This is a genomic window from Enterococcus sp. DIV0561 (genome assembly GCF_050539875.1).
GTDB classification, from domain to species: domain Bacteria; phylum Bacillota; class Bacilli; order Lactobacillales; family Enterococcaceae; genus Enterococcus; species Enterococcus faecalis.
This window is the reverse complement of sequence record NZ_CP172927.1, coordinates 1,081,464-1,094,051: the sequence shown is the minus strand read 5'-3', so window position 1 is coordinate 1,094,051 and position 12,588 is coordinate 1,081,464. Positions and strand designations below refer to the sequence as shown.

The following is a 12,588-nucleotide window of genomic DNA, read 5'->3' as shown; positions in this document are numbered from 1 at the left end:
TTTTCACCACCTAGTTTTTATTATACCTTGTTTTTATTTGATTGGATAGTGGGCATGCAGATAGTTCGCCACGACAGTTCTTAAAACGTCTGGAAATAAAAATTCGACTTCTCCAACTAACTCAATCGTTGGGAAAAACGGAACAAATTGAAAGTGATCCACTGTTGTCAACGTATACTTCTGCTCTGGCTGAATAGGTTTCCCTTGCCAAAAAACGGTCTGGCTATTTCGCTCAAAACGAATCCCATCATAACATAATTCGCCAAAAATTTTTCCGCGGAAGCCCATCCCGCGAATCGGAAATTTCCGCAGAAATTGACGACTTTTTTCCATTTCACGAATCAAACGGCTCATGTCTGACCCTTTCAAGGTAACCTTGATTAAGTGCATTGGATGAGGCAAAGCCTCATGTAATTGGTCTGCATTGATTATTCCTTCTGGTAAATCTGCTAAAAATAACCCGTTGTTTAACACAGCCGCTTCGGTCTGTCCCGCTTCTTTTAACGCCTTCAAGGCAACAGTTATAAAGGCATACGGTTGCCGTAAGTCCGTTGACAAGGTTTCAGGGATTTGTGCAATTTGCTGCGCTTGCAATAGTCGATGACCTTCCGTTAAGTAACCCGCAATTTCCTTGGCATCAGTTGCTTGCTCTTCTAAACTTGCTGTTTCAATGGTTTTCGCATAACTTGTAACTTGCTTCGTGTCGGCATCCACAAACAGATGCACTTCACCCATATACTGTCCATATTTGCCAGCAGCTGCTAGTTGTACATGATTAATTTTTTCACCATCTTTAAATAAATGATGTGTATGGGAACCTAAGATCACTTGAATTTCAGGATAATTCGCCGCAATCATAAAATCAGTATCTATCCCCAAGTGACTAAGCAAAATGAGAACATCACATTGAGGCGCAACTTCTGTAATCAGTTGAGGAAGGACTGTTTCCACTTGTTTGATTGTCCAGCCATTAGGATTATACGTTAAAGGAAATGGTGCGGTTAAGCCAATAAACCCTAACTTTGTGCCTTCTTTAGTTGTCATAATTTTATATGCTTGACAAAAATCTGGTAACGTTTGGGTTTTTGGGTCTTCTAAATTAGCTAAGACCACTTCAAATGTTGCCTGATCATATAAATGCTCTAATTGTTTCTTTGAATTGCCGATTCCTTCATTATTTCCAATTGTAACCAGGTCATACGCTAATGTATTCATTATAGCTACATTTGCTCGACCATCTGTTGCTTCGGTCAAAGGATGACACCGATCTGAAAAGTCACCTAAATCAATGGTTACGACTGTTTTGCCCTCTTTTTGGTACAGCGAACGTTTGGCTTTAACCAGACGCCGTATTTTGGGCCAATTTTCAAAGTGAGAATGAAGATCATTGGTATGGAACAACACAATCTCTTCCACTAAAATCGCCTCCTTTATTCAGCGCTCTGATTAATAGTACCATATTTATAGAAGAAAGTTACAAAAAAGAACAGATGACTTTAGAAGAATTTCTCCTAAAATCACCTGCTTTTATCAGGACGAACTATGCGTTATTTTTGGGACGCTTGCGTTGCGTCGCTTCCATGATAACTGGTAAGATCACAGGACGACGTTTGGTTTGTTCAAATAAATAACGACTTAAATTTTCGCGGATTTCTTGTTTCAGTTTGCTCCATTCAAAATCGTCACTTTCTAAATGCTTTTCAACAATTTCTGTAACAATATTGCTACTTTCTTTCATTAGGTCTTTACTTGTTTTAACGTAAACAAAACCTCTAGAAGTAATTTTAGCTGGTGAAACAATTCGTTTTTCTCGGCGATTAATTGTCACGACAGCCACAAAAATACCATCTTCGGAAAGAATACGACGATCCCGTAAAACGATATTACCAATATCGCCGACACCAATCCCGTCAATCATAATATTTTCGGCCGTTGTGCTGCCAGCTACCGACATTCTACCTTTTGTATACTCTAGAATGTCCCCACGACCTGTAATAAAGATATCTTTGTAAGGCATGCCAATTTCGTGTGCTAAGTCCGCATGCGCAGCTAACTGGCGGTATTCACCTTGGACAGGAATGAAATATTTGGGTTTCATTAAGTTCAACATCAATTGCAAGTCATTCGGATTAGCGTGACCAGACACACGTAAATTGTCGGAAATTTGCTTCACCGTAGCACCGGCCCGATAGACAATATCCTCTGTTTTAGCAACCGTTGTTTCCATGGCCGTTGTCGGCGTTGTCGTAATATAAACTAAATCGCCTTCTTCAATTCGAACGACACCATGTGTATTATTAGCCATTTTTTGAAGTGACTTAATCGGTTCTCCCATTCGGCCTGTTTCTAAAATTAATAACTGTTCGGGTGCATATTTTTTCATTTCTTTTGGTTTCACTAATAGATCTTCGCTTGGCAATTGTAATTTTTCCAATTTCATCGCCGTCCGAATAATCCGTTCAAAATCTTGGCCTGTCAAAACGACTTTACGACCAGAACGATCCGCTGCATTCAATACTTGTTGGACCCGTTGCAAATTACTTGCCACACATGCCACGATGATTCGTCCTTCCCAATAGCGAATCGTGTCGAACACTTCATCAGCGATTTGGGCTTCGGAAGCAACTTGGACTGGGTTTTCAGCATTTGATGAATCACTAAGTAGCGCCAAGACGCCTTCTTTCCCAATTTCAGCTAAGCGGCCGTAATCGGTTTGATACATCTCAATCGCACTTTGATCAAATTTAAAATCACCAGTATAAACAATGTTACCTTCTTTTGTTTTGATACTAACGCCAATCGAATCTGGAATGGTGTGCGTTGTTTTAAAGAAGCTCACCGTTGCTTGACCAAAATCAATTTCTGTATGCGGGTCAATCACATGGAAATCTTTAAATTTCTTCGTTTCCGCATGACTGTTGACACTTAGTTTTGCTAGTTCAATCGTTAATTCTGTCCCAAAAACAGGCACTTGAATTTTTGAAAGCAAATACGGTAAGGCCCCAATTGCATCTGCATGGCCATGTGTTAAAAAGACCCCTGCAATTCGTTCACTATTTTCTTCTAAATACGTAAAATCCGGAATGACGACGTCAATTCCTAAAAGTTCGTTCTCTGGATATTGTAATCCACAATCCAGTACAAAAATTTCATCTTCCACTTCAGCAACGTACATATTTTTTCCATTTTCACGAACGCCGCCTAATGGAACGATTTTTATTGTACTCACTCTTTTCACCTCTCTATGATTACACGTTCTTTAAATCTCTAACGTGCGAATAATTCTTTGCTCTTCTTCTGGTGTACAAGCAACTAGAGGTAACCGTAAATTTCCAACAGGAATACCTAAATGATTTAAGGCCGCTTTCACGGGTGCCGGCGAAGGCACTGAAAACAATGCGTTCATTTTTGGTAATAACTGTCGTTGAATTTTAGCCGCTTCCGGCAAGTTCCCCTGCTCCAGCGCTTGATACATCTCATACATTGACGAACCGAAGACATGACTGGCTACCGAAATAACCCCTTGTCCGCCAAGTGCCTTGGTGGCAAAAGCCAACCCGTCTTCTCCAGTATACACTAGAAAGTCTTTTGGCGCTCTTTCAATCAACTCAGTAATTGCATCTAACCCTGCACATTCTTTAATCGCCACAATTTTTTCCAATTGTGCTAAGCGCAAAGTAGTTTCCACTTTTAGACATGCAGCCGTTCTACCAGGAACATTATACAAAATAATTGGCAGTTCACTTGCTTCTGCGATGGTTTTAAAATGTTGGTACATACCTTCTTGATTTGGTTTATTATAATAAGGAACAACCGCCAAAACAGCATCGATACCAGCGATTGTCGCTAACTCTTTCACAAAAGCGACAGAGTCACGTGTATCATTCGTACCTACACCACAAATAATCGGAATACGTCCGTCGATCAGTTCAATAATTCGCTGGAATAATTGTAATTCTTCTTCATGAGTCAACGTGGGTGATTCACCAGTTGTTCCTGCTAAAATAACGCCTTCTGTATGATTGGCCAATAAATAGTCTACCAATTGCGGTAGTTTATCAAAATCTATTTCTCCCGATTCTTGAAACGGCGTAACCATTGCCGTAATAATTGTTGCATTCGTTAAATCCATCCTATTCCCTCCCGAGTATACAATACAAACCTTCTAGTCGTTTTCAGGTACACGAAGCAAATTCATTTCGTGTAGCGTTTCAGCAATTTGGACCGAGTTCCAAGCAGCTCCTTTTAATAGGTTGTCTGACACAATCCATAAATGGAAACCGTTCTTCACGTCAACGTCTTGACGAATACGGCCGACAAATGTTTCTTTCTGGTTGACGCTATTTAGCGCTTGTGGATATAGTTGTTCACTTGGCTCATCTTGCAAAATTACACCTGGAGCTTGCGCCATTAATTCTTGGATGGCTGAAACCGATGCATCTGCTTGTTTCACTTCTATATAAACAGATTCAGAATGTCCTGAAATTACCGGAATACGGACACAGGTGGCAACGACTTTTAGCTTGTTGTCTCCCATGATTTTTTTTGTTTCATTCATCATTTTCCATTCTTCGTAGGTATACCCTGCTTCTGAAAAAACATCGATTTGAGGTAACGCATTAAAAGCAATTGGATAATGTTTTTTGTCACTGCTAGCTGGCAAAATTTCAGCTGACCATTCGCTGACAGGTTTTCCCTCTAAAAAATCTTCGGCTTGTTCTTTTAGCTCATTAATTGCACGGATACCTGCGCCACTCACAGCTTGATACGTTGAAACGATGATTCGTTCTAAGCCAAACGCTTGCCGAATCGGTTCCAAGGCCACCATCATTTGAATCGTAGAACAATTGGGATTTGCGATAATTCCCTGATGATTTTTCAAGGCTTCCGGATTCACTTCTGGAACAACTAAAGGAACATCTTTTGCCATTCTAAAATGGCTAGTGTTGTCAACAACGACAGCTCCGCGCTTAACTGCTTCTGGTGCAAACTTTTCGGAAATACCCCCACCAGCACTAAATAATGCTAAATCGATTCCTTCAAATGATTCCGGGACTAATTCTTCCACGATAAGAGGTTGTCCTTTAAACTGAATCTCTTGTCCAGCAGAACGCTTAGACGCCAATAACCTCACACTGGCAATTGGCAAACTTGTTTCTGCTAACAATTCAATCATTCTTGTCCCGACAGCACCTGTTGCTCCTACCACGGCAACATGATATTCTTTTCCCATATTTTCATACTCCCCTCTTACCTTCTTGTAAAAGCTACTTGTCCTATTTTACCATAGTATTGAAAAAACCTACATAGTCAAAAAAATGATTTTTTTATTTTCCCATGATATTTTAAAACTATTACCCATCAAAGGACTATCCATTGACTTTTGACTTAAATTTGTTATAGTTAAAACGAATTTAATTATAAAGGGAGCGAAATTTCATGGCACGCGTAGAAAGTTTTGAATTAGATCACAACACAGTAAAAGCACCATATGTTCGCCTTGCTGGCACAGAACAAAATGGTGATGCGTTAGTCGAAAAATATGACTTACGTTTCTTACAACCAAACAAAGATGCCCTACCAACAGGCGCATTACACACGTTGGAACATTTATTAGCAGTTAACATGCGTGATGAATTAAAAGGAATCATTGACATTTCGCCAATGGGTTGCCGCACTGGTTTTTATATGATTATGTGGGATCAACATTCACCACAAGAAATCCGTGATGCATTAGTCAACGTTTTAAACAAAGTAATCAATACAGAAGTTGTTCCAGCAGTCTCTGCAAAAGAGTGCGGAAACTACAAAGATCATTCTTTATTTGCAGCGAAAGAATACGCAAAAATCGTCTTAGACCAAGGAATTAGTTTAGATCCATTTGAACGTATTCTGTAATCTTTAGCAATTAACGACAGAGAAACCCACTATTAAGCTGTGGGTTTTTCTGTTCTCTTTCTTAATTTAAACGGAGGTTTTTTATGAATCAAACAATCGAACAATTACTAAGTCACTGTTCCGTTCGTCATTTTAAAAAGCAAGCGTTAACGGACAAGCAGAAACAACAGTTAATTACTGCAGCTCAAGCAGGATCAAGCTCCAATTTTTTACAAGCTTATACAATTATAGAAATCAAAGATCCTGAGCTACGCAGAGAATTGGGACGTTTAGCGAATTGTGAAGACTATGTTGTTAACACTGGTGTGTTCTATGTTTTTGTTGCTGATTTGTATCGTCATGCAACGATTTTGTCAAAAGAGGGGCAATCGTTAGAACCCTTAAAGACACCAGAATCATTATTAGTAGCTGCCGTTGATACAACGATTGCTGCGCAAAACATGGCCATTGCAGCTGAATCTATGGATTTAGGGATTTGTTATATTGGCGGCATTCGAAATGACTTAGACACAGTGGCCAAACGCTTATCTTTGCCTGAGTTAACTGTACCACTTTTTGGATTAACGATTGGTGTACCAGAAACGTTAAATGGTGTAAAACCACGGATGCCTTTTGAAAATATTTTAAGCGAAAATCACTACCAATCAGACAAATTGACAGATATGCACGCGTACGATGAATTATTAAAAGATTACTATGCCAGCCGCTCAAGTAACGCCCAAACAGCGGATTGGTCACAGAAGTCTTTATCCTATTTTTCTTATAATCGTCGCCCAGAAGTAAAAACATTTTTACAGAAGCAAGGATTTGATGTCTAAACAAAAGAGCGTGGGCCTACGTTATTTCAACGTAAGCCCACGCTCTTTTGTTAATTTTTATTTATCTTTACTAAATTTGTCTTTTAAGTCTTCAAAGCCTTCTTTAACTTTATCAGTTAATTTTTCAGCGCCTTCTTTAAGGTCGTCGCCGGCATCACGTGCTTTGTCTTTTACGTCAGCAAAGGTTGATTGAGCTTTTCCTTCAAGTTCTTTGCCTTTATCATCCGTAACTTTGCCTTGCGCTTCTTTTGCAGTACCTTCTACTTTATCTTTTGCATCGTCAAAACGTCCTTTTAAATCTGCCATGCTAATCCCTCCTAAATAATTAATTACATAATAAGAGTATCATTCTTAGCCATTTCCTTCAAATATAATGCATGAACTACGAATAAATGGTTATTTTTGAGCCATTAAAGCTTTTTTTGCCAAGGCAAAGCAACCAATTGTTCCTGGATTATCTTCTAAAAGAGGCGTCACCAAGTATTTTTCTAAAGGCGGTGTTTCCACATATCCATTGACTAATTCAGCAAATTTTTCACGAACTTTCGGCATCAAATGACGTTGTTTCATGACGCCGCCGCCTAAAATGATCACTTCTGGCGCTAATAATAAAGTCGTATTGTACGCCGCTTGCGCTAAATAATAAGCTTCTAGTTCCCAAGTTTTATGATCCTCTTCCAATAAATGTCCTTTTTTACCAGAACGACCTTCAACTGCTGGTCCTGCTGCAATCCCTTCTAAACAATCTCCATGATAAGGACAATTTCCTGCATACGTATCTTCAGGATGACGACGGACTAACGCATGCCCCATTTCTGGGTGGCTAAAGCCTTCAATAAACTCACCGTTTTGAATCGCTCCAGCGCCAACACCAGTTCCAATTGTATAATATACACAACTAGATGTATGTTGCCCATTTCCAGCAACATACTCACCATATGCCGCAGCATTCACATCCGTTGTCCAAGCCATTGGCACATCAAAATGTTGTTTCATAGTTCCTAACAAGTCAAAGTTACGCCAAGCTAATTTTGGTGTAGAAGTGATATAACCATACGTAGGAGAATCAACGTGAATATCAATCGGACCAAACGAACCAATCCCAATCGCTTTTAAAGGATATTGTTGAAAAAATTCTATTACTTTTTTCATTGTTTCTTCTGGGGTTGTTGTGGGAAAACTGACACGTTCTACGATGGTCAAATCATCTGTCCCAACGCCACATACAAATTTTGTGCCACCGGCTTCGATACTTCCTAAAAGTTTTTCTGTCATTGCAATATGCTCCTTCGTTTCCATTTTATAAGTAAGCGGATACATTACTTTTGATTAAATAACTAACATACACGTTTAGTTTACCACTTTTTTGTCGTTTCGACAGAACAATTTAACAATTTCAGTCAGGTTGCCCAATGAAATCTGGCAAGTTGCTAAAGAGCATTTTCCTAAAACAAAAAAACGAGCATTCACGGTTATCTAACAATGAATGCTCGTTTTTTGTTTATTGATTCTTTAGCGAAAAATATAACAATAGTCCGATTGCAATCCAGCCACCACTAAGTAAAAGCATTAACCAACTTAAAAGCGTTTCTTTTAGAATACTTCTGGGTTCTTTTGCATGCTGAATAAAACTCATACTAGTCAGCAAAGAAAAGAGGAAAAACATAAAACAAATGACCGCTAAACCGCCAGACAACCAAAACCAACTAGCCATTATTCTCACTCTCCTTTTCGCTTGTTTTTTGATAATTATTGCGCCAAATGATACTACAAATTGCCCCGATTGTGATTACTAACAATGTGTAGAAAGTCGGTAACCACCATGTGGGTAGGACCCATTTGACCATAGCTTCTTGATTCAATTTTTTTGCTTCACGAGTGTTAATCGTAAATTCTTGTTGAAAAGGCCAAGACTGTTGTTCATCTTGTTGTAAAATAGCACGTCCTGTAAATATATAAGTCCCAGCATCTAGCGGTTGTTTACCCAAATCAAGATGAAAATTCATGGAACTATTTGGGGCAAAACGAACATTTTTTAGTGTCCGTTGTGCAATTTTTTTAGAGGATCCTTTTTTTATCACTTGACCTTCTAAACGAACTTCTGGAAAAATAGCAGCATACGGATTTTGAATGACCGCCTTTAGTGATTTGGCCCCTAAAGCAATTGTAGGTGTTACTTTCGTTAATTTCAGTTGGTTCACTTCTGTTAAAGGAGCATTCTCAGCACTCCTCATGGCAATCGCAACATTAAACCCGTAGTGACTAGTTAAGCCCGTTGTTTGGGTCTCTTCCTCTTTTTCATCTTTGAGATGCGCGTAAACCCCGCCTAAAACAACTCCTTTGATAGGCTGATCAAGTCCCTTCACCTTCATCTTTGCTGATACTGTTTGATGAGGCGGCACACTCACTTCCTCATTTTCTAAAGTAACTAAGTCTGTCAGCGGAACCTTTAACGATGAATCAAGTGGTTTATCAAAATCATTGTACACAATCAACCCATTATCATTTGTTGATGCATTTGCTAGAGTCAATACGATGGACAATTTTTCGTCTGTCTTATTTTTTATGTCTAAGACAATAGTGGAAGATTGCTTTGGTGCCAGAATTAAATCATAATAACTAGATGTTCCTGACACTTGATTTTCTGGTAAAACAGGCGTTACTGTAAATTTAGTCTTCATTTCTTCTGTAGCTTCTACTTTTGGAACAATAATAAAAAATGTAAAAAACAGAAATAGACAGAAAACACCGACTTTTTTTCTACTCATTTCTTCAAGATCTCCTTTATAAAGCTGAATGTACTTACTAGTCTAACAAATCAGCGAAACAATGATGATCAATCTTTGACCTTTGGGAAGGATAATCTTGAAAAAAAGTCTCCTTGAAAAATACCAAGGAGACTTTTTTATCATTCATTATAATATAATTCTTTTTTTATCTGTGTGGTTGATACTTCTGGCGTTCGTGGCAAATAAAGAACCTTTGCAGTTGTTTCAACTTCTAGAAAATCAAAAGCCCCTTGCCAATCGTCGCCCATGACTAACGTATCAATTTTAAATTCAGCAATATCGGAAACTTTTTGCTTCCAACTAGTTTCAGGAATAACTAAATCAACATAACGAATTGCCTCTAATAATTGTTTACGTTTTTCATATGAAAAATAACTTTGTTTCTTTTTTTCTAAATTAAAAGCATCTGTTGAAAGTCCAACAATCAGGTAATCCCCTTGTTGTTTCGCTTTTTTCAACAAATTAATATGACCATAGTGCAGGAGGTCAAATGTGCCGTAAGTAAGTATTTTTTTCATAAAAACCTCCATTTGTACTTTGATATTTCTTCGTTAATTATCAATTTTTGTGAATAGAAAAATGCTACTTTTGATTGACTTTGATGGTTTTTCGATCAAATTTTTTATTTTCTGTAGCAGTATAGATTAGTAATAACTTACTCAGAGATTTTATAGAGAAAGACGTTGTTGTAACTTTTTTTAATTGTTTTAACTGCTTTTGCAATTTCAACGGATTTTTATCTTTTAATAATTTAATTTTCGTTAAACGAAAAATGTGTTCCTGATGCTCAAATGAACGTTCAGCATCTGAATGACTAAAACGAAGATATTCTGCAACCACCTCTTGATTTACAGCAACTTTTCCTTTTGGTAAAAACCATTCTTTGCCATTTTGATCTATTAGATGCCGCTCGCTTTGATTTGAAATAACAATTTCTTTATCGTCTTCAAAAAGATACGAAAAAAGCATTGCTTTTTTTATAATTATGTACTCATTTACTTCGTATGAAGACAATCTTCTTAATTCTTCTATCAAACTATTCCATTGATTATTTTGAACAAATTCACTTAGTTTGTGAATAGGTGGTACTCGTAAAATGAACTTCTCATCTTTCCCTATTTTTACGATATAAAAAGTTGTGTCTACGTCATTTTCCCAAATAAACAAAATAATCATTTACTGCCCCCTAGACTTGTTGTTCCGATACTTAATAGTCAAATAAATATATTTAGGAATTTGCATTAACCGATCGTATCTCTTCATTGTCAAACAACGATATAACCATTCCAAATTGTGATTTATATAAAATTCTGGCGCTCTTTTTACTGATCCAGCTAATACGTCAAAAGTACCGCCTACGTCTAAAAATACATTAGCTGTCAGGTGATCAATTGTTTGTTCCAAAAAAATCTCTTGTTTCGGTGAACCTAATGCTACAAAGACAAACCTTGGTTCAGCTTTATTAATTTGTTCCACAATTTCTTGCTGTTTTTTCTTTGTATAGCCATGTAAAATACCGCTAATAACAATCCCTGGATATTGTTGTTGAATATTTTTAGCTGCTGCTTCAACTACTTCTTGCTTTGCACCATACAAGAAGATTCGTTCCTTATGTTGATTTGCATACTCTAAAAAATTATCCATGACATCAATTCCTGTAACTCTTTCACGAATAGACCCACCCGTTAGCTTCGATGCCTTGACCACACCTATCCCATCTGCAATCCGATGAGTTGCTCTTTTCAAATATAACTTAACTTCTGGATATTCAAATGCTAACAATGAAATCTGCGGATTAACGCTAGTTACAATCATTTTCTCTTTAGCTTTGAGATAACTTTCTAAGTCATCCATAATTTCTTGATGTGTTAATACGTCAACTGGTAATCCCCCAATATATTCAGTGCGTACCTTACTTTTCACAAAATCCCCCCCAAGATTCTCTCTACCAACTCTACTATTTTATTAATGGTCTCTTTTGACTGATATTGATTCCATTCTTCGTTAATTCTAGCAATATTATCTTTATAACTATTTATTGAAAAATTTGACAATGCCACAATCAACTGTTTTTCATTTTCAACTAACGGTCCTGGTAAATATTCAAAAAAATCAGGCTCAATTCCAGGATTTAATGCATATTTTTCTAAATCTGGACAAAAAAATAAAATGTTCGGTTGCTCTTTAACATGCATGTATTCAAAGACCACACTCGAATAATCAGTAATCAAGTAGTCTATTTCACTAAAGCTTTCAAAAATATGCTTTTCCCAAATAGAAACATTTCTCGGTAGTTCAATGGCATCTAACTGGATTGATGGATGTAATTTCATATAAAAATGAAACTTTGGCATAGCAGAAAAAGCCTTTATTGCTTGATTTATCACAAGCATCATTTCGTTCGATCCCTCTCGATAAGTTGGTGCATATAAAATTTTGTTATTCTGATTTGTTTCTCCTATCTCTAATTTTTCAAGATAAGCAAGACGTGGCGAACCAAAATGACAAAATTGAGCATTCTCGAGACGATAATTGTTTCTAAAAATTGCTTCCATTTTTAGTGAATTAACGATAAAATAATTCATTTTATCGTAAACTTTTTGAAACCTGATTTGATCTTTGCGACTTCTTTGATTCGTATGATACGCGCCCCAGCCAAACTGTTTTAAAGCCCCATTTGCATGCCATAACTGGATAACTACTTGCTCGTTTTTTAAAATTGCCAATTCTGGAAAATAATTATCTACAAAAATTAGCGGCGCTGACTTCAAGTATGAAATCGCCGTTGTAATCAGCAAAGTCTTCTTATCAAAAAGTATCGTCTTTATGCCTTTTTGATTTAAGGATGCTGCATATGATTGACAATTTTTTGTATAAAGTACTATTATCATTCCGTGATAGTGTTGTTCTAATTGTTCAATTAAATGTCCATCATTTCTTGGGAAACTCATTATGTACACAATTTTTACTTTTTTATGTTTGTATGGTCTCCGTCTTAATACTGTTAAGTACAATTGTTTTAGCACTTTTATATCCTTTCACAACCAATAGTTTTCTTATAAAAAAGATATGATCAAAGTCTT

General features: G+C 37.1%; 13 protein-coding genes and 1 pseudogene. 2 read left to right on the top strand and 12 right to left on the bottom strand.

The window, feature by feature from the left end; all coding sequences use genetic code 11:
• Positions 1–33: 33 nt before the first annotated feature.
• From IGM13_RS05370 to IGM13_RS05355, 4 genes are all read right to left on the bottom strand, one after another.
• Entirely contained in the window at positions 34–1,416 is a 1,383-nt protein-coding gene (locus IGM13_RS05370) for a bifunctional metallophosphatase/5'-nucleotidase (protein WP_002382165.1), read from the bottom strand.
• Positions 1,417–1,540: 124 nt separating this feature from the next.
• Positions 1,541–3,229: a ribonuclease J gene (locus IGM13_RS05365; RefSeq protein ID WP_002375145.1), complete on the bottom strand. Its 1,689-nt coding sequence runs from the start codon at positions 3,227–3,229 to the stop codon at positions 1,541–1,543.
• 30 nt (positions 3,230–3,259) lie between these two features.
• Complete coding sequence (gene dapA / locus IGM13_RS05360; protein ID WP_048945302.1) at positions 3,260–4,132, bottom strand: 4-hydroxy-tetrahydrodipicolinate synthase; 873 nt, start codon at positions 4,130–4,132, stop codon at positions 3,260–3,262.
• Positions 4,133–4,165: 33 nt separating this feature from the next.
• Positions 4,166–5,233, bottom strand: coding sequence for an aspartate-semialdehyde dehydrogenase (locus tag IGM13_RS05355; protein WP_002382160.1), 1,068 nt, complete (start codon positions 5,231–5,233; stop codon positions 4,166–4,168).
• Positions 5,234–5,439: 206 nt separating this feature from the next.
• Between IGM13_RS05355 and IGM13_RS05350 the strand changes: the two genes are divergently transcribed.
• Together IGM13_RS05350 and nfsA are read left to right on the top strand one after the other, a co-directional pair.
• A complete protein-coding gene (locus IGM13_RS05350) occupies positions 5,440–5,898 on the top strand; it encodes an S-ribosylhomocysteine lyase (RefSeq protein ID WP_002357960.1) in 459 nt (152 codons plus the stop codon).
• A gap of 83 nt (positions 5,899–5,981) precedes the next feature.
• Positions 5,982–6,716, top strand: coding sequence for an oxygen-insensitive NADPH nitroreductase (nfsA, locus tag IGM13_RS05345; protein WP_002419182.1), 735 nt, complete (start codon positions 5,982–5,984; stop codon positions 6,714–6,716).
• Between the two features lie 57 nt (positions 6,717–6,773).
• On the opposite strand, the gene IGM13_RS05340 is transcribed toward nfsA, so the two are convergent.
• From IGM13_RS05340 to tagB, 8 genes and pseudogenes are all read right to left on the bottom strand, one after another.
• Complete coding sequence (locus IGM13_RS05340; protein ID WP_002357962.1) at positions 6,774–7,022, bottom strand: YtxH domain-containing protein; 249 nt, start codon at positions 7,020–7,022, stop codon at positions 6,774–6,776.
• Positions 7,023–7,112: 90 nt separating this feature from the next.
• The gene (scrK, locus tag IGM13_RS05335) at positions 7,113–7,991 is read right to left on the bottom strand and encodes a fructokinase ScrK (protein ID WP_002361643.1); all 879 of its coding nucleotides are present in this window, start codon (positions 7,989–7,991) and stop codon (positions 7,113–7,115) included.
• A gap of 226 nt (positions 7,992–8,217) precedes the next feature.
• Positions 8,218–8,430: a hypothetical protein gene (locus tag IGM13_RS05330; protein ID WP_002382156.1), complete on the bottom strand. Its 213-nt coding sequence runs from the start codon at positions 8,428–8,430 to the stop codon at positions 8,218–8,220.
• On the bottom strand, positions 8,423–9,484 hold the full coding sequence (locus IGM13_RS05325) for a DUF916 and DUF3324 domain-containing protein (RefSeq protein ID WP_002419183.1): 1,062 nt from the start codon (positions 9,482–9,484) through the stop codon (positions 8,423–8,425). Before IGM13_RS05325 ends, IGM13_RS05330 begins: the two co-directional genes overlap by 8 nt.
• A 140-nt stretch (positions 9,485–9,624) precedes the next feature.
• The gene (tagD, locus tag IGM13_RS05320) at positions 9,625–10,035 is read right to left on the bottom strand and encodes a glycerol-3-phosphate cytidylyltransferase (protein ID WP_002382153.1); all 411 of its coding nucleotides are present in this window, start codon (positions 10,033–10,035) and stop codon (positions 9,625–9,627) included.
• A gap of 52 nt (positions 10,036–10,087) precedes the next feature.
• Positions 10,088–10,681: a hypothetical protein gene (locus IGM13_RS05315; RefSeq protein ID WP_002419184.1), complete on the bottom strand. Its 594-nt coding sequence runs from the start codon at positions 10,679–10,681 to the stop codon at positions 10,088–10,090.
• Positions 10,682–11,428, bottom strand: a complete 747-nt coding sequence (locus tag IGM13_RS05310) for a WecB/TagA/CpsF family glycosyltransferase (protein WP_002382151.1) — start codon at positions 11,426–11,428, stop codon at positions 10,682–10,684.
• Positions 11,418–12,531: pseudogene (tagB, locus tag IGM13_RS05305) on the bottom strand (teichoic acid biosynthesis protein TagB). The gene IGM13_RS05310 and the pseudogene tagB overlap by 11 nt, the downstream one beginning before the upstream one ends.
• Positions 12,532–12,588 lie beyond the last annotated feature (57 nt).

Bases quoted from the DNA above. Each gene is read 5' to 3' on its own strand.
- dapA (WP_048945302.1), bottom strand. From the start codon at position 4,132: ATGGATTTAACGAATGCAACAATTATTACGGCAATGGTTACGCCGTTT.
- IGM13_RS05355 (WP_002382160.1), bottom strand. From the start codon at position 5,233: ATGGGAAAAGAATATCATGTTGCCGTGGTAGGAGCAACAGGTGCTGTC.
- IGM13_RS05350 (WP_002357960.1), top strand. From the start codon at position 5,440: ATGGCACGCGTAGAAAGTTTTGAATTAGATCACAACACAGTAAAAGCA.
- nfsA (WP_002419182.1), top strand. From the start codon at position 5,982: ATGAATCAAACAATCGAACAATTACTAAGTCACTGTTCCGTTCGTCAT.
- IGM13_RS05340 (WP_002357962.1), bottom strand. From the start codon at position 7,022: ATGGCAGATTTAAAAGGACGTTTTGACGATGCAAAAGATAAAGTAGAA.
- scrK (WP_002361643.1), bottom strand. From the start codon at position 7,991: ATGACAGAAAAACTTTTAGGAAGTATCGAAGCCGGTGGCACAAAATTT.
- IGM13_RS05330 (WP_002382156.1), bottom strand. From the start codon at position 8,430: ATGGCTAGTTGGTTTTGGTTGTCTGGCGGTTTAGCGGTCATTTGTTTT.
- IGM13_RS05325 (WP_002419183.1), bottom strand. From the start codon at position 9,484: ATGAGTAGAAAAAAAGTCGGTGTTTTCTGTCTATTTCTGTTTTTTACA.
- tagD (WP_002382153.1), bottom strand. From the start codon at position 10,035: ATGGAGGTTTTTATGAAAAAAATACTTACTTACGGCACATTTGACCTC.
- IGM13_RS05315 (WP_002419184.1), bottom strand. From the start codon at position 10,681: ATGATTATTTTGTTTATTTGGGAAAATGACGTAGACACAACTTTTTAT.